This is a genomic window from Pseudomonas sp. BF-RE-25, assembly GCF_019956105.1.
GTDB lineage: Bacteria > Pseudomonadota > Gammaproteobacteria > Pseudomonadales > Pseudomonadaceae > Aquipseudomonas > Aquipseudomonas migulae.
Map to the genome: position 1 here is coordinate 79,433 of NZ_JAHBDB010000015.1, position 19,307 is coordinate 98,739.

The 19,307-nt window shown below is 60.7% G+C and carries 17 protein-coding genes; 8 read left to right on the plus strand and 9 right to left on the minus strand.

What is annotated here, in order from left to right:
- Positions 1–98: 98 nt before the first annotated feature.
- From KGB24_RS08950 to KGB24_RS08965, 4 genes are all read right to left on the minus strand, one after another.
- On the minus strand, positions 99–1,259 hold the full coding sequence (locus KGB24_RS08950) for an iron-containing alcohol dehydrogenase (RefSeq protein ID WP_223415683.1): 1,161 nt from the start codon (positions 1,257–1,259) through the stop codon (positions 99–101).
- A 3-nt stretch (positions 1,260–1,262) separates the two neighbouring features.
- Complete coding sequence (locus KGB24_RS08955; RefSeq protein WP_223415684.1) at positions 1,263–2,654, minus strand: aldehyde dehydrogenase family protein; 1,392 nt, start codon at positions 2,652–2,654, stop codon at positions 1,263–1,265.
- A gap of 7 nt (positions 2,655–2,661) precedes the next feature.
- Positions 2,662–4,035, minus strand: a complete 1,374-nt coding sequence (locus KGB24_RS08960; RefSeq protein ID WP_223415685.1) for a glutamine synthetase family protein — start codon at positions 4,033–4,035, stop codon at positions 2,662–2,664.
- 159 nt (positions 4,036–4,194) lie between these two features.
- Complete coding sequence (locus KGB24_RS08965; protein WP_008033334.1) at positions 4,195–4,680, minus strand: adenosine-specific kinase; 486 nt, start codon at positions 4,678–4,680, stop codon at positions 4,195–4,197.
- Positions 4,681–4,865: 185 nt separating this feature from the next.
- Between KGB24_RS08965 and KGB24_RS08970 the strand changes: the two genes are divergently transcribed.
- The 3 genes from KGB24_RS08970 to KGB24_RS08980 all read left to right on the plus strand — a co-directional run bounded on the left by KGB24_RS08970 (position 4,866) and on the right by KGB24_RS08980 (position 6,832).
- Positions 4,866–5,255: a c-type cytochrome gene (locus KGB24_RS08970; protein ID WP_008033333.1), complete on the plus strand. Its 390-nt coding sequence runs from the start codon at positions 4,866–4,868 to the stop codon at positions 5,253–5,255.
- Positions 5,256–5,358: 103 nt separating this feature from the next.
- The gene (locus KGB24_RS08975) at positions 5,359–6,066 is read left to right on the plus strand and encodes a TetR/AcrR family transcriptional regulator (RefSeq protein WP_223415686.1); all 708 of its coding nucleotides are present in this window, start codon (positions 5,359–5,361) and stop codon (positions 6,064–6,066) included.
- Positions 6,056–6,832, plus strand: a complete 777-nt coding sequence (locus KGB24_RS08980) for a pyrroline-5-carboxylate reductase family protein (protein WP_223415687.1) — start codon at positions 6,056–6,058, stop codon at positions 6,830–6,832. The genes KGB24_RS08975 and KGB24_RS08980 overlap by 11 nt, the downstream gene beginning before the upstream one ends.
- Before the next feature lie 44 nt (positions 6,833–6,876).
- Here the strand turns inward: KGB24_RS08980 and KGB24_RS08985 are convergent, their stop codons facing one another.
- Positions 6,877–8,913 (minus strand): NADH:flavin oxidoreductase, encoded by a 2,037-nt coding sequence (locus tag KGB24_RS08985; RefSeq protein WP_223415694.1) that lies wholly within the window; start codon positions 8,911–8,913, stop codon positions 6,877–6,879.
- A gap of 320 nt (positions 8,914–9,233) precedes the next feature.
- On the opposite strand from KGB24_RS08985, the gene KGB24_RS08990 reads away from it, so the two are divergent.
- Complete coding sequence (locus KGB24_RS08990; RefSeq protein ID WP_008033329.1) at positions 9,234–10,139, plus strand: glycine betaine ABC transporter substrate-binding protein; 906 nt, start codon at positions 9,234–9,236, stop codon at positions 10,137–10,139.
- A gap of 24 nt (positions 10,140–10,163) precedes the next feature.
- Here the strand turns inward: KGB24_RS08990 and KGB24_RS08995 are convergent, their stop codons facing one another.
- Both KGB24_RS08995 and KGB24_RS09000 read right to left on the minus strand, forming a co-directional pair.
- On the minus strand, positions 10,164–10,730 hold the full coding sequence (locus KGB24_RS08995; protein WP_223415688.1) for a chorismate mutase: 567 nt from the start codon (positions 10,728–10,730) through the stop codon (positions 10,164–10,166).
- A gap of 152 nt (positions 10,731–10,882) precedes the next feature.
- Positions 10,883–11,206 (minus strand): hypothetical protein, encoded by a 324-nt coding sequence (locus KGB24_RS09000; RefSeq protein ID WP_223415689.1) that lies wholly within the window; start codon positions 11,204–11,206, stop codon positions 10,883–10,885.
- Positions 11,207–11,630: 424 nt separating this feature from the next.
- Between KGB24_RS09000 and KGB24_RS09005 the strand changes: the two genes are divergently transcribed.
- Positions 11,631–13,289, plus strand: coding sequence for a tetratricopeptide repeat protein (locus KGB24_RS09005; RefSeq protein WP_223415690.1), 1,659 nt, complete (start codon positions 11,631–11,633; stop codon positions 13,287–13,289).
- Between the two features lie 33 nt (positions 13,290–13,322).
- On the opposite strand, the gene KGB24_RS09010 is transcribed toward KGB24_RS09005, so the two are convergent.
- Positions 13,323–14,087 (minus strand): alpha/beta fold hydrolase, encoded by a 765-nt coding sequence (locus KGB24_RS09010; RefSeq protein WP_223415691.1) that lies wholly within the window; start codon positions 14,085–14,087, stop codon positions 13,323–13,325.
- A gap of 216 nt (positions 14,088–14,303) precedes the next feature.
- Between KGB24_RS09010 and KGB24_RS09015 the strand changes: the two genes are divergently transcribed.
- Both KGB24_RS09015 and KGB24_RS09020 read left to right on the plus strand, forming a co-directional pair.
- The gene (locus KGB24_RS09015; RefSeq protein WP_223415692.1) at positions 14,304–15,980 is read left to right on the plus strand and encodes an MFS transporter; all 1,677 of its coding nucleotides are present in this window, start codon (positions 14,304–14,306) and stop codon (positions 15,978–15,980) included.
- Between the two features lie 832 nt (positions 15,981–16,812).
- On the plus strand, positions 16,813–17,655 hold the full coding sequence (locus KGB24_RS09020) for a helix-turn-helix transcriptional regulator (protein ID WP_223414048.1): 843 nt from the start codon (positions 16,813–16,815) through the stop codon (positions 17,653–17,655).
- A 60-nt stretch (positions 17,656–17,715) separates the two neighbouring features.
- On the opposite strand, the gene KGB24_RS09025 is transcribed toward KGB24_RS09020, so the two are convergent.
- A complete protein-coding gene (locus tag KGB24_RS09025) occupies positions 17,716–18,225 on the minus strand; it encodes a YkgB family protein (RefSeq protein WP_223414049.1) in 510 nt (169 codons plus the stop codon).
- Positions 18,226–18,508: 283 nt separating this feature from the next.
- Between KGB24_RS09025 and KGB24_RS09030 the strand changes: the two genes are divergently transcribed.
- On the plus strand, positions 18,509–18,964 hold the full coding sequence (locus tag KGB24_RS09030; RefSeq protein ID WP_223414050.1) for a hypothetical protein: 456 nt from the start codon (positions 18,509–18,511) through the stop codon (positions 18,962–18,964).
- The last annotated feature ends 343 nt before the right edge of the window (positions 18,965–19,307 follow it).

Consider the following 19,307-nt stretch of genomic DNA (forward strand, 5'->3'; position numbering starts at 1 on the left):
CCATCAGGTTTTGATTCAATCCATTGGCGTGTGCGCAATGGGCTGGCCTTCAACACCTTGTCGTACTGCTCCTTTTTCCAACCGATACTGCTCTGAATCTAAACGCGGCCGTGATAAGCCGCGTCGAAAATGCTGGCCACACCGAGCTTGGTCAATGGCAGGGGATTGCCGCTGGCCGAGGGATCGACAATCGCCATGTCCGCGATCAGGTCGGCCTGCCGGTCATCCACGCCCAACTCAACCAGCGTGTGCGGCACACCGATGTCTTTGCGCAGCTTGAGCACGAAGGCCAGAAAACTGTCGAAGCCGGGGGAGGGCAGGCGCAGATAAGCCGCGAGGCGGATGATGCGTTCCTCGATGGCCGGGCGATTGAACTGCAACACATACGGCATGAACGTGGCATTGGTCATGCCGTGATGGGTGTCGTACAGCGCGCCCACCGGATGCGAGAGCGCGTGCATTCCACCGAGGCCTTTCTGGAATGCGGTGGCGCCCATCGCGGCGGCGGCGAGCATGTGTGCGCGCGCTTCGAGGTCCGAAGGTGTGTGTACGGCGCGCACCAGGGCGTTGGCCACCAGGCGCATGCCTTCCACCGCAATGCCGTCGGCCAGCGGGTGAAATCCGGGAGCGCAATACGCCTCCAGGCAATGGGCGAACGCATCCATACCGGTGCCAGCGGTGACTTTTGCCGGCATGCCGACGGTGAGTGCCGGATCGCTGATGACCACGCGCGGCATCATTTTCGGGTGGAAGATGATGCGTTTGGTGTGCGTGCGCTCGTCGATGATCACCGCCGCACGACCGACTTCGGAACCGGTTCCCGCTGTGGTCGGCACGGCAATCACCGGGGCGATGTGGCTGTCGTCGGCGCGAGTCCAGTAGTCGCCGATGTCTTCGAAATCCCACACCGGTCGGGTCTGGCCGCTCATGAACGCGATGAGCTTGCCCATGTCCAGGCCGCTGCCACCGCCGAAGGCGACCACGCCATCGTGCTGGCCGGTGCGCCAGGCTTCGAGCCCACCGGCCAGGTTGGCCTCGACCGGATTGGGCTTGAGGTCACAAAACAGCGCGACGCCAAGGCCGGCGGCGCGCAACGCATCCACCGCCGCCGTGGTGATCGCCGCACGCCCCAGGCCGCTGTCGGTGACCAGCAGCGGGCGTTGGATACCCTGGTTGCGGCAGACCTCGGCCAGCTCGGCGATGCGCCCGACACCGAAGCGAATGCTGGTGGGGTAGTTCCAGTTTCCAGTCAGGTTCATGGCCTACACCTCGTGGCGCAGATGAAAGGATTTGGCGCGGGTCAGGTGCTCGTAGCCCAGGCGCGACAGGGTGACGCCGCGTCCGCTGTTCTTGACCCCGGTCCAGGCCAGCGCCGGGTCGAGGTAATCGCAGCGGTTCATGAACACGGTGCCGGTGGCGATCTCGTTGCCGAGGCGTTCGGCGGCGGCGAGGTCCTCGGTCCAGATCGACGCACTGAGTCCGAACTCACTGTCGTTCATCAAGGCGATGGCTTCGTCGTCGCCAGTCACCGGCATGATGCCGACCACAGGGCCGAAGCTTTCGTCGCGCATCACCGACATTTCATGAGTGACGTCCACCAGTACCTGCGGCGCCAGGTAGGCGCTGCCTGGTGCGTCGGCGGGAAACGCCTTCGGATCGATCAGCGCTTTGGCGCCCTCGGCCAGTGCGTCGGCAATCTGTCCGCGAACAAAGTCTGCGGCGGCCGGCGAGACCATCGGACCCAGCGTGGTGGCTTCGTCCAACGGGTTGCCCAACACATGCTGGCGAGTCAAATCGGCGAAGCGCTCGACGAAGGCGGGATAGATTTTCTCGTCCACATAGATGCGCTCGACCGCGCAGCAGCTTTGCCCGGAGTTGAAGAAGCTGCCGTCCACCAGGTTTTCCACGGTGTGTTCGAGATTGGCGTCGGCGCGAACATAGGCCGGGTCTTTGCCGCCGAGCTCCAGGCCCATGCCGATGAAATCCGTGATGGCTGCTTGTTGGACTTGCAGGCCAGCGTCCACCGAACCCGTGAAGTTCACCTGTTGTACGTCGCCAGTGACGATGGCTACTGCGGTACTGGCATGACTGAGCAGCAGGTTCTGGAACAACCCTTCAGGCAGATTGGCCCGGCGAAAAGCTTCAGCGAAACGCTCGCCGACCAGCAGGGTTTGCGATGCATGTTTGAGGATGACGCTGTTGCCCGCCATCAACGCCGGAATAATCGTGTTGACGGCGGTTAGGTAGGGGTAGTTCCACGGGGCGATCACGAGCACCGTACCTAGCGGCTCGCGCTTGATGTAACGCCGAAAACCCGCGACCGGTGCAGGCTCTATGGCTGCAAGCGCTTCGGGCGCAATAGCGATCATGTGCCGGGCCCGCTCTTCGAAACCGCGCAGCTCGCCAGCGCCATAACGCACCGGTCGACCCATTTGCCAGGCCAGCTCCGGCACGATTTCATCTTTCATGGCGAGCATCGCGTCCACAGCGGCACTGCAAAAAGCTGCGCGCTCGCTCAGTGGTCGGCGCTTCCATTGCGCCTGGGCCGTTGCAGCCGCCTCAAGCGCCTGAAGGAGCCGGGCGGTATCTATTTGTTGGCGTTCGACGTACACCCGGCCATCGACCGGAGAAATAAGCTGAATCTTCGCAGTCATGGTGTGCTCAATAGCGCTCGAAGCCGCGCTGCAGTTCCCAGTCGGTGATCCGCCGGTCGTACTCTTTTTGCTCCCACTCGGCGGTGTGCACGTAGTGATCGACCACTTCATCGCCGAACGCCTCACGCAACATGCTCGACCCCTTGAGGGCGGAGCAGGCATCGCGCAGGGTTTTCGAGACTTCCGGCAAATGCTCATCGAGGTAGGCATCGCCCTCGAACGGCGCGGCGAGTTCGAGCTTCTCGTCGATCCCGGCCAGGCCCGCCGCGATAAGCGCGGCGAAGGCCAGATAAGGGTTGAGGTCGGCGCCGCCGATGCGGCATTCGATGCGGATGGATTTGCTGCCTTCGGCACACAAGCGAAAGCCGGCGGTGCGATTGTCGCGGCTCCACACCGCACGCGTCGGCGCGAAAGTGCCGGCCTGGAAACGCTTGTACGAATTGATGTAGGGCGCCAGAAAACAGGTGATGTCGTTGGCGTACTTGAGCTGCCCGGCGACCCAGGCACGCATCAGTTTCGACATGCCGAACTCGGCTTTGGCGTCGAAGAACAACGGCTTCTTGGCGTTCTTGTCCCACAGCGAATTATGGATATGGCTGCTGGAACCGGCGGCGTCATAACGCCACTTGGCCATGAACGTGATCGCCTTGCCTTGCAGCTGCGCGATCTCTTTGCAGGCGTGCTTGATGATGACGTGGTGGTCGGCCATGGTCATGGCATCGGTGTAACGAATGTTGATTTCTTCCTGGCCGGGGCCCCATTCGCCCTTGGAGTTTTCCACGGGAATGCCCGACGCTTGCAGATGCTTGCGAATCGCCCGCAGCACCGGTTCCTCGCGGGTGGTCTGGAGGATGTTGTAATCCTCGATGTAATGCCCGGCGGTTTTCGGTTGGTGATAGTTGCGCTGGTGGATCGCCTCGTAGCTCTCATCGAACAGGTAGAACTCAAGCTCCGAAGCGAACATGCCGGTGTAGCCTCGTTCACGCAGGCGCTCGACCTGTTTTTTCAGAATCGCCCTCGGGCTGTGGGGCAAGTCCTTTCGATGGTGATGATCGAGCACATCGCAGAGCACCAGCGCCGTGCATTCCAGCCAGGGCACGCGCCGCAGCGTGGACATGTCCGGTTTGAGGACGAAGTCGCCATAGCCTTTGCTCCAACTGGCTGCGGCGTAACCCGGCACCGGTTCCATGTCGATGTCGTCGGCCAGCAGGTAATTGCAGCAGTGGGTTTCTTCGTGGCCGCTGTCGATAAAAAACTCGACCTGGAAGCGCTTGCCGACCAGGCGTCCCTGCATGTCGACCATGCAGACCAATACGGTGTCGATTTCGCCAGCGGCAGCCGCGCGCTTGAGTGCATCAAAGCTGAGGAGGGGCTCGGTCATCACGTCAATCCTGCGTGAAAGGGTTGGGCCTGTCTGAGATAGCTGTTGCAGACGCTCTCCAGAACAACCAAAACCCTGCAGAATCGAGCATCGTAAGCAATGAGCTGATCCAAGCTTAGCCTACTGTTGAAAACTGCAAGTCCTTATGAGCCGCTAAATTCAAAGCTTGTAGCCAATCTGCCGCAACAGGTTTTTGCGCCACAGAATGTCTTCGTCGCCTTCAATTTCCTTGGCGCAGAAGCCATCCACCACACCCAGAATCGCGCGTCCCTGTGCTGTCTCGGCGAGCACCACTTCTGTGGGGTTGGCGGTTGCGCAAAAGATCCGGCACACCTCTGGAACCGTCTTGACCGTGTTCAATATGTTCAGCGGGTAGAAGCCGTCACCCAGGAAGATGATGAAGCTGTGCCCGGCGCCGATGGCTTGGGCATTGCTCTGGGCCAGTTCGATCATGGCGGGATCGGTGCCGGACCAGCGCACCAGGCATTTGCCCGAGGCTTCGCAAAAAGCGACGCCGAAGCGAATGCCCGGCACTGCGTTGATCAACGCTTCGTGAATGTCCTCGACGGATTTGATGAAGTGGGTCTGGCCCAGAATGAAATTCGTGTCTTGCGGCTTGTCGATTTTCTGCGTGATGAGTTGCATCTCGAACACCTCCTTTCACCGCGGTGTTGCCAGGGGCTGGCAACCGTTCAAGTCTCACGATTCATTTTAGGAGATTCGCGCCCAGGCCGACGCCTGGGCGACCGGTGCACGTCGGGCGGCGGTAATCGGGTAAGGTAGGCGCGAAAATGCACCGGGTGCGCCGATTGACTTCACTGGAACCGAACATGATGAAAGCTGTAACCCTCACCTTCGTCCTTTCACTGACCGCAGGGGCATTTTGCACGCCGGCGGCAGCGGCGGGGGATGCTGAAGCCGGGGCGAAACTGTTCACGCGGATCTGCGGCGGCTGCCATCAAGTGGGCGAGTCGGCGCGGGGCGGCTTCGGCCCGCAACTCAATGGCATTTTCGGCCGTCCCTCGGGAAGCGTGACGGACTACCAGTACTCCGACGCGATGAAATCCGCCGGCATTGTCTGGACGCGCGAGACACTGACGGCTTACCTCGAAGCGCCGAAGAAAGTGGTGCCCGGCACCCGGATGATTTTCTGGGGGCTCAGCGATCCGGAAAAGATCGAGGATGTGCTGGCGTACTTGCAGACGTTTCAGCCGAAGTAATCGAATGCGTCGTTGAAATGTACGTCGATGTACATTTTGTGTACGCACGAGGGCGTGCAGCGTAGAGTGGAGTGACATTTTCAGAACACGGTGGTACCCGAGGATGTCGCAGGCAGGAAAGACACGGACCAAGGCACAGGACGCCGGCTGGCGCGGCTCGGTCAATGGCTGGCTGGACGCCGCCTACGATGCCCTCAAGGAATCCGGTGTGGACGCGGTGCGCGTGATGCCGCTGGCCAAGCGGCTGAACCTGTCGCGCACCAGTTTCTATTGGTTCTATGAGGATCGCGAGCAACTGCTGGCGGCGCTCCTGACCCGCTGGCGCGACAAGAACACCGGCGGGCTGATCAGCCAGTGCGAGAGTTACGCCGAAAGCATTTCCGAAGCCATCCTCAACGTTTTTGAATGTTGGGTGAACCCCGAGCTGTTCGACTCGCAGTTCGAGTTTGCCGTGCGCAGTTGGGCGTTGCAGTCCGCCGAGGTGGCCGACGAAATCGCCGCGGCTGACGAGGCGCGGATCAATGCCCTGGCCGGCATGTTTCGCCGGTTCGGCTACGAGACCGACGCCGCCGATGCGCGGGCCAGGACGATCTATCTCACGCAGATCGGCTACATCTCGATGAAAACCACTGAGGACATCGTCGTGCGTTTCCGGCGCATTCCGCAGTACGTCACGGTGTTTACCGGCAAGGCACCGAAGCGTCGCGAGCTCGACCGTTTTTTTGGCAAGTTCGGCTACGCGGAAAAAGAGCCGGGTGTTTTCGTGTCGCTGGTCGACACCTTCGAGGAGGCGACGCCCGATGCCGAATAGAACCCTGGGCATCATCGGCGGCACCGGTTGGTTGGGCCGTGCAATCGCTGATGCGGTGCTGGAAAGCGGCTTCATCGCTGCCGATTGCCTGCTGATTTCGAACCGTTCCGGCAGCAGCACGTTCGGGCCAGACGTGCGGGTGCTGGCGGATAACCAGGCGTTGGTTGAGCTTAGCGACGTCGTGGTGCTGTCGATCCGCCCGGAGCAATTTCGTGAACTGCAGATCGACGCCCGTGGCAAACGGGTGATTTCACTGATGGCCGGTGTTCCGGCGGCGACCATCAGCGCCGCCACCGGTGCGCAGGTCGTGGTGCGGGCCATGCCGAATGCAGCCGTGGAAATCCGCCAGTCATTCACCCCTTGGTACAACGCCGGTGAGTTGAGCGAACAGGACCGCGAGTGGGTGCAACGACTTTTTGAATGCGTCGGTTCGGCGGACGAAGTGCCCAATGAGGATTGCATCGATTACCTCAGTGCACTGTCCGGCACCGGGCCTGCTTTCCCGGCCATGCTTTACAGGGCGCTGGTTGAATCGGCGGTGGTCGCCGGGATTCCCGAGGCGATCGCACAACGTGCCGCGCACGGCGTGGTGGTGGGTGGCGGTCAGTTACTGGCCAGCCGCGATCCCCTGCAAATGATCGACGCCCTCATGGCTTATCGCGGTGTGACGGCAGCGGCGTTGCAGTCGATGGCTGATCAACATCTCGACGCCATCGTGGGCCAGGCTGTACAGGCCGGTGCGGCTGTCGCCCGACGCGGGATGTAAAAAAAGAGGGAGCAAAAGCTCCCTCTATTCATGTTTGACAGGGTTCAGATTTCCTTCACCAACCGCAAGGCATCGTAGATCGCCGCATGTGTGTTGCGGGCCGCCACGGCGTCACCGATCCTGAACAGCTGGAAACGCCCTTGAGGGTTGGTGACGATGTGCTGCGCGTGACCGGCAATCAGGTCGTGCTGTTCCACCGCGCCGCCATTGCTTGAGTGAGGGCGAAGATCGAAATACAGGTCGTCCAGCGGCAGCGTGCCGTGGTTGACCACGACCTGATCGACGACACGTTGCTTGTTGACCTTGCCGTAGTCGCTGCCGAAGGTCGCGACCAGCTTGCCATCGCGCTTTTCCACCGACTCGACGCGGTACGTGACGGTAAAAGTGACGTCGAGGTCTTGCAGGCTGCGCATGTAGGGCACCAGGTTCATCGCCATCACTTCCGGCGCAAATGCACGGTCAGGAGTGACGATTTCCACGGTCGCGCCGCTTTGTGCGATGACTTCGGCAGCCTGCAAGGCGGCATGGTCGCCGGCATCATCGAAAATCAGCACGTTGCGGCCAGGCTTGATGTCGCCGGAAATAATGTCCCAGGTCGACACCACCAGTTCGTTGCCTCGGGCAAGCACCTCGGTGTCTGGCAGGCCTCCGGTCGCGACGATGACCACGTCGGGCTCGTGGGCCAGCACGGTGTGGGCTTCCGCCCAGGTGTTGAAGTGAAACTTCACGCCAAGGCGCTCGCACTGCGCCATTCGCCAGTCGATGATGCCGATCATTTCGCGGCGGCGTTCGTTCAGCGACGTCAGTCGGATCTGCCCGCCGGGCCGGTCCGCCGCTTCCAGCACGGTGACGTCGTGGCCGCGTTCGCCCGCGACACGCGCCGCTTCCAGCCCGGCGGGGCCGGTGCCGATGATCAGCACTTTGCGTTGGTGCGCCGCCTTGGGAATCTCGTGGGGCATGGTGGTTTCGCGACCGGTCGCCGCGTTGTGAATGCAGTAGGCGGCGCCGCCCTGATAGATCCGGTCCAGGCAATAGTTCGCGCCCACGCAAGGGCGAATGTCTTCCTCGCGCTTCTCGATGATCTTGCGCACGATATGCGGATCGGTCATGTGCGCGCGGGTCATGCCCACCATGTCGACCTTGCCCGAGGCAATCGCGTAGCGCGCCGTGGCGACGTCGGGAATCTTCGCCGCGTGGAAGGTCGGGAAGCCCGTCGAGGCGCGGATCTCACCGGCGAAATCAAGGTGCGGCGAGTTGCGCATGCCCTGGATCGGGATGACATCGGTCAGGCCCGCGTCGGTGTCGATGTGGCCGCGCACCACGTTGAGGAAGTCGATCAGCCCGCTGTCCTTGAGCATGTGCGACACCTGCATCCCTTCACTGGCGTTGAAGCCGCCCGGCAGCGTTTCGTCGCCGGTGTAGCGCACACCCAGCAGGAAGTTTTCGCCGACACGCTGGCGAATCCCGCGCAGGATGTCGAAGGTAAAGCGCATGCGGTTTTCCAGCGAGCCGCCATAAGGGCCGTCGAGGTCGTTGGTCAGCGGCGACCAGAACTGATCCATCAAATGCCCGTAGGCCTGCAATTCGAGGCCGTCCATGCCGGCGGCCTGCATGCGTTCGGCCGCGTCCACGTAGTCCTTGATGATCCGCTCGATGTCCCAGTCTTCCATCTTCTTGGGGAACGAGCGGTGCGACGCCTCGCGGCGGTGCGAAGGCGAGACCACGGGCAACCAGTCGGCCTTGTCCCAGCGAGTGCGCCGGCCCAGGTGGGTCAACTGGATCATGACGGCGGCGCCATGTTCGTGGCATTCATCGGTCAGGTCCTTGAGCCATCCGACCACCTCGTCCTTGTAGGCCAGCACGTTGTTGAACACCGGCGGGCTGTCCCGGGAGACCGCCGCCGAGCCCGCCGTCATGGTCAGGGCAACCCCGGCCTTGGCGCGCTCGACGTGGTAGGTGCGATACAGCGCCTGGGGCATGCCGTCGATAGGGTAAGCCGGCTCGTGCGCCGTGGTCATGATCCGGTTTCTGAGGGTCAGGTGCTTGATCTTGTAGGGTTGCAGCAAGGGATCGCTGGACATCGTGGTGCGCTCCAAAGTGGGCTTCATCAGGCTCGGCGACTTGAAATTAGGATAAATGTACATAGGTGTCAATTGATCATGACACACATGTACATTTTTCTTGCGCAACACAAAAGTCACCGATAAGATCAGGCTCGAAAGGGTGCAGAGGAGCTACCGGACAGTCGTGCCTGGCACGATGTGAAAAAGGATTGCGAGGGATTCGGTGGAGAAGGGCTGTGCTGCCCGAATTCGAAGCAGCGAAGACTGCACTGTTCACGACCGTAAGGCCGTTCAAACGAAGACAACCTGCCTATCACCGTAAAATAGGAAGACGCCTGATGAACGCTCATTCGTATCGAAAAACAGCCTGTGCCTGCCTGTTCGGACTGGCGCTTGGAACCCACGCGGCGCTGACTCAGGCGGCGGAACAGCAACCCGTGCGCATTGGCTGGGTCAACTGGTCCGACACCGAAATCACCGTCAAGCTCGCCACCACCGCGTTGCAGGAACATCTAAAACAACCGGTGAAACTGGTGATGGCCGACATCGGCATTCAGTTCCAGGCCCTGGCCAACGGCAATATCGACCTCATCCCGATGGTCTGGCTGCCGAGTACCCACAAGGCGTTCTACGACAAATACAAGGATCGGCTCGAGGACCTCGGCGTGCTCTATGAAGGACGTATCGGCATGACGGTGCCGACTTCGGTGCCGATCAGCGAAGTGGCGAGCGTAGAGGACCTGAACAAACCGCAGGTCAGGGAAAAGCTCGACGGCAAGATCCTCACGTCCGAGGTCGGCAACGGCCAGTACAAGCTCACGGTCAAGGCCATCGAGGAGTACAAGCTCGACGGTTACAAGCTGGTGGCTTCATCGGAATCCGGCATGCTCAACGAGTTGGACCGTAACCTCAAACGCGGCAAATGGTCGTTGGTGAATGCCTGGAGTCCGCACTGGATGTTCTCCAAATATCCGCTGCGCTATCTGGATGATCCCAAGAAGATCTTTGGCGGCGCCGAGCAGATTCACGCCATGGCGCGCAAGGGCTTCAGCCAGGAGTATCCGGAAGTGGCGTACTTCTTCGCCCACTACTCGATCCCTCAGGCTGATCTCGAAGCGTTGATGATGCAGGCGCGCCAAAGCTCTTCCGACCAGGCCGTCGCCGCTTATTACGCCGCCAACAAACCTCGTTTCGAAGCGATGTTCGAGAAGGGCGCGCAGAGTGTCAGCAGTCGCCAGCCTTGAGCGCACTGGCAGACGGCAGGTGACTCATCGACCGATGATGCACAAATCCCCGGTGGCGCGGATCAATGCCTGGCCATGCAGGCCATCCTTGATCAGCGCCGACCGCTCTTTGGCCAGCCACTGGGCGCAGTTCGGGTCTTTGCGATAGGGCGCGAAATCGGCGTAGTGCTGCAACAGGCGGTTTTGCAGCTCATCCAGTTGTGGCCGGATTTGATTGGCAAGGTCCGGCCGCGGCACATCAGGCGCGTTGCCTGCCGCTTGCCATTGCGCGAGCAGTCCGTATTGCACCAGTTTGCTGGCTTCTATCTGCGCCGCGAGCAACTCGGCGACCTCGTCCGGGTCGAGTTTGCGCGAACCCGCCTGCTTCCTGGCGTTGTCGATGACTTGCGCTTCCCGGGCGCTGTCCTGGATCGGTTTGTGGCTGTCCCATTTGGTCAGCGCCACCAGATCAGCAATGTTCAGGCGTTCGTTTATCGTCACCAGCAGCGGTTGCAAACTGGCGGGCGCCGGGGAGGGCGTGCCGGCTTGTGCGCCGCAAGCGAGTAAACCGGACAGGGCGCAGGTCAGCAGCAGGCGTGGGGAGAAAAACATGGGCAACCTCATTGGATACGGGACTCGCAATCAGGAGCTATGTATCACAGGTGTGCCAGTGGCATTAAGGGGGAGCTGATTTTATTTGTGCACGAAAAAGCCCGGCGGGTCAGGCCGGGCTTCTTTTTGAGTACCGCGGTAGGGCAATTCATTCATACAGCGCGGCTTTCGATCAGACGGTCGGAACCACCTTCGGCAACACGGTTTTCGATCAGGCGGTCGGAACCACCTTCGGCAACGCGGTTTTCGATCAGGCGATCGGAGCCACCTTCGGCAACGCGGTTTTCGATCAGACGGTCGGAACCACCTTCAGCCACACGATTCTCGATCAAACGATCGGAACCACCCTCAGCCACACGACTTTCAATCAGACGATCCGAGCCGCCTTCAGCGACAACCGGGTGAGCAGAAGAAGCGGCAAAAGCGTTAACTGCAAAAACCGAGAAAGCGATGCTGAGGAAGAGTTGGCGTTTCATGGTGGTGTGCTCCGGGGTGTAGTTGTTTGGTATGGAGCTGATGGTACGCCGCACAATTTTTAAGAGAACTTCATTGAGTTGATGGTGACTATCGACGCCGGCAATGGTTTGCAATTGATGCGAAAGGGCGTTTGGGCGCATGCCTGCTCACTACCGCATCCCCTTGTAGGAGCCAGCTTGCTGGCGATGGAGTGTCAGCTAAGGAAATGTCGACTGACACACCATCGCCAGCAAGCTGGCTCCTACAGGGGGGGCAGGTGAAAAATGTCCTCAAAACTCCATGGCGCCAGCCTGTCGTCGGCTGCACCGCCCGGCTGGAACAGCCGGGGTATGCTGGATCTCCCGAACTATCGACGGTCTCCGGCAAGTCAGGCCGTGAGGCATTTTCTGCGAGGTTCCAGGCTCTGATCGAGAGGGTAAACCGATGCACGACTATTACGATTTGGGCACCTACAGCCGCCCCGTAACGACTCATTCGCCACAGGCTCAGCTTTGGTTCGACCGCGGATTATTGTGGTGCTACGGCTACAACCACGATGAATCCATCCGCTGTTTCCGCAAGGCGATCGAACACGACCACGATTGCGCGATGGCCTACTGGGGAATCGCCTATGCCAGCGGCCCCAACTACAACAAGCGCTGGGACGCGTTTATCGAACAGGAGTTGAAAGACGCCGTCGCCCAGGCCCGACTGGCGACGCGTACTGCGCTGGCGCATTGCGACGGTGCCAAACCGGTGGAACAAGCGCTGATCCGGGCGCTTGAGCAACGCTATCAGGCCGACGCTGCCGACAGTGTTGAACAACTATTCACCTGGAACGATGCCTACGCGGCGTCGATGCGCGATGTCTATAAAGCCTTTCCCGACGATCCCGATGTGGCGGCGCTGTTTGCCGAAGCCTTGATTGACCGCACACCCTGGCTGCTGTGGGATCTGAAAACCGGTGAACCCGCGCCGGGTGCCGACACCCTCGAAGCGCTGGCTGTGCTGGAGCAGGCACTGGGCGGTGCGCCGCACCCCGGCGTGCTGCACATGTACGTCCACACCCTGGAAATGTCACCCCATCCCGAACGAGCGTTGCGCGCCGCCGATGTTCTGCGCGACCTAGTGCCGGACGCCGGGCACCTGCGCCACATGCCGTCGCACATCGACGTGCTCTGCGGCGATTACCGTGGGGCCATGAACACCAATAGCCAAGCGATCCTGGCCGACCGCAAATTCCTGGAGCGGGAAGGGCCGCTCAACTTCTACACCCTGTATCGATGCCACAACTACCACTTCAAACTCTACTCGGCGATGTTCCTCGGGCAATACCAACCGGCGCTGGACGCCGCCATCGAGCTGATGTCGACCATCAAGGAAGAACTGCTGCGCGTCGAACAACCGCCCATGGCCGACTGGCTGGAAAGCTTCGTGTCAATGAAGGTCCATGTGCAGATCCGCTTCGGCAAATGGCAGGACATCCTCGCCACTCCATTGCCCAATGACCAGGAACTGTACTGCGTGACCACCGCGATGCTGCATTACGCCAGAGGCGTGGCGCACGCGGTCAACGGGCATATCGCCGCCGCGCAAGCCGAACAACGGCTGTTCATCAATGCGCTGACCCGCGTGCCGCCAACGCGTTACCTCTTCAATAATCAATGCACCGACATCCTGGCGGTGGCCGGCGCCATGCTGCACGGGGAAATCGAGTACCGAAAAGGCAACTACGACAGCGCGTTCGCTCACCTGCGCGAGGCGCAGTCACTGGACGACAACTTGCCGTACGACGAGCCATGGGGCTGGATGCAACCGGTGCGACACGCGCTGGGTGCGCTGCTGCTGGAGCAGGGGCGGGTGGAAGAAGCCTTGCAGGCCTACCGGGCCGATCTGGGGCTGGACGACACGCTGAGCCGTGCGTCCTGGCATCTGGACAATGTCTGGAGCCTCCACGGTTATGTGGAATGCCTGAAACGCTTGGGGCGGGACGCCGAAGCCGCGGCGGCGCGAACCCGCCTCGATCTGGCCATGGCGCGGGCCGATGTGGAAATCACCGCCTCCTGTTTTTGCCGTGTCGGGGCGCGCTGCTGTCAGGGCTGAGCCCTCTGAAAACGGGCGTCACGACGCCCGTTTTCAGGCATCGAGAAACGCGTCGATCATCGGCACCAGCCATTCGGTGCGCGTGGTCACCTGCATGTGATCGGTGCCGGGGAGCACGGCAAGCTGCGCGTGTGCCAGGCGCCGGAACATCTGCACGGCATGTTCGGGACGGATGACGTCGGCGTCGCCGACCACCACCAATGTCGGCGCGGTGATGCGGCGGATATCGTCGTCGGGGATGTCCTTGAAATCGCGCATGCGCCGGGCTGCCTTGTCATGCATCAGCCGCAGATTGCCGGGCTGCGGCGCGACCTTGAGGTACGCCTCCTGCAACTCTGGCGGCATGTTCTCCAGCGTGGCGTTGGCCATCGCTTCCCAGAGCCATGGATAGGCACCGTCGCGATTGACCAGCGCCGACGCCGCCACGATCTTGCGCACAACATCCGGATGCCTGATCGCCACCTGCAAGGCGATGGTGCCGCCATTGCTGAAACCGAACAGGTCCGCTCGCCCGATGTGCAGATACGCGAGCAAGCCCGCCGTGTCGTCCGCGGATTGCTCGAAGCTGAACGGACGGTCGACGATGTCCGCTGTGTGCCCATAACCCTGTTGTTCAATGGCAATGACCTGACGCTCAGCCGCCAGCACCGGCAGGATCTGACCGAATGAGGTTTCAAGGGTGTCGCCGCCGCCATGCAGCAGGACGAGGGGCGGTCGCGTGGGGTGCGCTGCGCCGTGAATCTCGAAATAGATCCGCAGGCCGTTGACGGGGGCGTAGCCGGTTTTGCGCTGATTCATGGCGGGTTCTCCGCGTATTTGAGGGTTTGCAGGCTGGCGAGTGGATATCTGCACGAAGGTGATTATGCTTCATGAAACCTTGCAGTGATGTGAGGCGGTCAGCCTGTTGCCAGGCTTTGTGCATTCCGTAGTCCGATGACTTCAGCCCCAGGGCCTGGGTGCGACGATGCTAGTGAGGTGCTCCGGCCTACAACAAGAGCAAGACGGAGAAGACTCATGGCCGCAATCGACACCACCACCACGGGCAACGTGCCCAACCACGGGATCACCAGGGAGGAGCGCAAGGTCATCTTCGCCTCGTCCCTGGGCACCGTGTTCGAATGGTACGACTTCTACCTTTACGGCTCTCTCGCCGCGATCATCGCCAAGCACTTCTTTGCCGGCGTCAACGAGACAACCGCCTTCATCTTCGCGCTGCTCGCGTTCGCTGCGGGGTTTGCCGTGCGGCCTTTCGGCGCGATTGTGTTTGGGCGACTGGGCGACATGATCGGACGCAAGCACACCTTCCTGATCACCATTGTCATTATGGGTATCTCCACCGCCATCGTCGGGTTTCTGCCCGGCTACGCGACCATCGGCGTCGCGGCGCCGATCATCCTGATCACCTTGCGACTGCTGCAAGGCCTGGCGTTGGGTGGTGAGTACGGCGGGGCGGCGACCTACGTCGCGGAGCATGCGCCGAAGGGCAAGCGCGGTTATTTCACTTCGTGGATTCAAACCACCGCGACCCTCGGTCTGTTCCTGTCGCTGTTGGTGATCCTTGCGTGCCGCACCGTTCTCGGTACGGAAGCGTTCGAGGCCTGGGGCTGGCGGATTCCGTTCCTGCTGTCGATCCTGCTGCTGATCATCTCGGTGTACATCCGCCTGCAACTCAGCGAATCGCCGGTGTTCCTGAAAATGAAGGCCGAGGGCAAGTCGTCCAAAGCGCCGCTGACCGAATCCTTCGCCCGTTGGGAAAACCTCAAAATTGTGATCATGGCGCTGCTCGGTGGTACTGCCGGCCAGGCTGTTGTCTGGTACACCGGACAGTTCTATGCGCTGTTCTTCCTCCTGCAAATGCTCAAGATCGACCCGCAGACCGCCAACCTGCTGATCGCCGGTTCGCTGCTGATCGGCACGCCGTTCTTCGTGATATTCGGCAGCCTGTCCGACCGCATCGGCCGCAAGGGCATCATCATGGCCGGTTGTATTCTCGCGGCGGTGACTTACTTCCCGATCTTCCATGCGTTGACCCAGTACGGTAACCCCGACGTGTTCGCGGCACAGGCGAAAAACCCGGTCACGGTGGTCGCTGATCCAGACCAGTGTTCGTTCCAGTTCGACCCGGTGGGCAAAGCCAAATTCACCAGTTCCTGTGACCTTGCCAAGACGGTACTGGCGAAGAAAGCCATCCCCTACATCAACGAAAAAGCCGAGCCGGGCACCGTTGCGCAGGTTCGCATTGGCGGCAAAGTGGTCGAGAGCTTCGAGGGCACCGGCATGCCGGCCGCCGACTTCAAGACCCGCAACGATGCCTTCGTCGCTACCCTTGGCACCTCGCTAAAGGACGCCGGTTACCCTGAGAAGGCGGATCCGGCGAAGACCAATTACCCGATGGTGTTGTTGCTGCTGACCATCCTGGTGATCTACGTGACCATGGTCTATGGCCCGATCGCGGCGTGGCTGGTGGAACTGTTCCCCGCGCGCATCCGCTACACCTCGATGTCGTTGCCGTACCACATTGGCAATGGCTGGTTTGGCGGCTTCCTGCCGACGGTTGCGTTTGCCATGGTCGCGGCCACGGGGGATATCTACTACGGGCTTTGGTATCCGATCGTGATTGCGGTGATGACGGCTATTCTTGGGACGTTCTTTTTGCCGGAAACCAAGGATCGGGAGATTCATCACACTTAGGGTTGGGAGGGTTTTTGGGATTGGGTGGGGGCATATCCGTTGCTGCGGTGATGGCGGCTGGCGGTTTCGCCCTTACGGCGAGTCACTTGGAGAAGCCCCAAGTAACCAAGGGCTCTTGCCCCTTTCGTTCGGTGCCTCGCCTAGGCTCGGCATGCCCTCGCTCCGGTCCTGCTCCGTGGGCCCGCCGCCATCGGCCATCCATGGCCGGGGGCGGCTAACCCGGCATCCTTGCGGGGTTGCCCACTGCGCAGAACCTGCGCTCGGCCTCTCGAGGGGGCGTGTACCTCAAGATCAAAAGCTGAAGGCGAGCTAACGCTCGGCCTGATGAGTGGTAAAAATCAAAAGCGTACGCGATCCCTGTAGGAGCCGGCTTGCCGGCGAAAAACGTCGGGGCAACGCGTTTATTCAGACAGCCCGCGTTATCGTTGCCGACCATCGCCGGCAAGCCGGCTCCTACAGGGGAATGCGTACGATCTATGAGCCAGGTCGGTTGGCAGGCCGCCTCGCTTTGGCTTTTGCTTGGCTTTTGATTTTGATCTGCCCCGTCGGAAGGCCGAGTGGAGGTTCTGCGTAGTGGGCAACCCGGCATGGATGCCGGGTTAGCCGCCCCCGGCCATGGATGGCCGATGGCGGCGGGCCCACGGAGCAGGACCGGAGCGAGGGCATGGCGAGCCTTAGCGAGCCACCGTACGTCAGGGGCGCGGGCGCTTGGTTACTTGGCGCTTCTCCAAGTGACCCGCCGTAAGGGCGGAACCAATAGCCGCCGTTACCGCAGGAATGGATATACACCCAGTCAAAGACCTCCGGTCTGTACCACTCCAAGAGAATGCCCATGGATCGCCTGTCTACGTTGTTTTCGCAGTTCGGCGTACGCGCACATCTGTTTTACAACGGCAGGCTGTGCGGTATGGCGTCGTACGATGGCGCCGACCAGCGTGGTCATATTCACCTGCTGCAGGCCGGTACCGTCACTTTGCGAGGCGGCGACCGTAAGGACGTGCTCCTGACGCAACCCAGTCTGATTTTTCTGCCACGCCCAAGCCGGCATCAACTGTTCGCCGGTGAGCCCGAGGGCGCTCAACTCCTGTGTGCGTCAATGGAGTTTGAGGGCGGGGTCGATAACCCATTGTCTGCCTCGTTACCCGATTGCCTGGTGCTGTCCCTGGAAGAGTTACCGCTGCTGGCCGATACGCTGCGATGGATGTTCGTTGAGGCGGCAGCCGGACATTGCGGCAGGGAAGCGGCGCTGGATCGCTTGTTCGAATTACTGATCATCCTGCTGTTTCGACATCTGCTCGATCATCACCAACTGCGTACCGGCATGATGGCCGGGCTCGCGGATTCGCGACTGGCGCGCTCGCTGGTGCAAATGCATAACGCACCTCACCGAGCCTGGTCGGTGGCGGAACTGGCGAGCGAGTCGAACATGTCGCGTGCGGCCTATGCCGTGCATTTTCGGGCCGTTATAGGGCAGACACCGGCGGACTATCTGTTGAGCTGGCGTATCAGCCTGGCGCAGAAGCGATTGCGTGAAGGGCGGCCGATTACGCTGATCGCCGCGGAAGTCGGTTATGAAAGTCCTTCGGCACTTGCTCGCGCGTTTCGTCGCAAGACGGGCTACAGCCCTCGGGACTGGCTGAAAGATTTGGCGGGAGAGGGGGACAGACTTTCTTGATGGGGCATGGCCTGAAAACATCGAATTGCTTCAGGCCATCCCAAGAGAAGGATCATCGATTCAGCGGTTTTCCAGCGCGGTTAAAGAATGGCCGGCCACGAAGATGGACGCGGCAAGCAACCCGATGTCTTTCAGGAGAAACTGGCCCGGTGCAACCGAAATGGCCGGGAAACCGAGGCTGGGTTCGATCACTCCTGGTGTCGACAACATAAAGCTCAACGTCGTGAAAAACAGCCCGGCTGACAACGCGCCACCGATCAATGAAAGCTTGGGTGACAACAGTCGACCTGTAATAAGAGCACCGATCGAGACTTCCAGGACGCCGAGTAAACTGGAGAAGGTATCGACGCTGAAAATGTTGTAGACCCAACCCAGGAAAGGGCTGTTGCTCACCAGCGGAACCAGGCCTTGCGCTTCGTAGTGAGTGAATTTCATGCCACCGAACCAGAAGTAGATCACGGCGAGGGCAAAGTACGCTCCGTAAGTTCCAATCGCTGTGGTTTTGCTCCCGAGCGATGATTTTCCAGAGGCGGCATTGGTTTTGTAGTTCTCGATGCTTAAGGTTTTCATGAGTCAGGCTTCCAATAGTGGGGTGGCGATACCTTTCACAACACAACTCGGTGTGCGTTGGGAGTGGAGACAGTGTTGCCTTTGATGCCGCGCTATTGGGTTCTGAACGTATTGAGTCCGATGCAGATCGTCTTGACTCATTGCCGATGCTGAATGAGAAGGGCCTCGGCGCTAATCCTCTCGCGGTGGAGGTCGGGCTTGTTTTACCATTCGGGCCCACCTGCTTAAGTGGCACGCGACCCGATGGTTGCGCGCCGTATTCAAATGGAAGGATCCCTGCGTCATGTCCAATTCGTTGTTTCGCAAGCTCGTCTTGTCCAGCCTTCTCTTGCTCGCCGGTTGCGCTGCATCAACCCCGAATGCTCCGATTCCCGTCAAGTCCAAGGCCATTGAAGCTTTCACCGACATCTGCCTGAAGACTGCGCCATCGTTCGCCGGTTCGGCCGAAGCAGCCAAGCGTTACGGTATCGATGATCTGCAGGATATGGGCTTTACCCGTATCGGCTTCACGGCTGACAAAAACCTTGCGGTGCAGTTGTCTGCGAAAGAGTGCGTAGTCACGACCCCGAGCCAGTCCGACAGCAGCCTGACCCGACAATTGCTGAGCGCTGTGCAGCCTTATTCGCAGACAGCGGTGGCGGATCGTGTGCCGTCGAAGGTTAGCCTGCAGGGCGCAAACTTCATTCTTCAGCATGACCGTAATGGTGGTGAGGCTTACGTGCTGTTGCGCAATAACTGAGCCGCGGTTTTTTAGTTTGCGGCGGAGTTGGATTTGGGAAGGGTGTACATATCCGTTGCTGCGGTAACGGCTACTAATGGTTTCGCCCTTACGGCGAGTCACTTTCGAAAAGCGCGAAAGTAACCAAAGCGCTTTTGCCCCTTTCGTTCGGTGCCTCGCTGTGGCTCGGCATGCCCTCGCTCCGGTCCTGCTCCGTGGGCCCGCCGCCATCGGCCATCCATGGCCGGGGGCGGCTAACCCGGCATCCATGCCGGGTTGCCCACTGCGCAGAACCTGCGCTCGGCCTCTCGAGGGGGCGACTACCGCCACAGCCGCCGAGGCGGCCTGAAAGCCGACCTGGCTC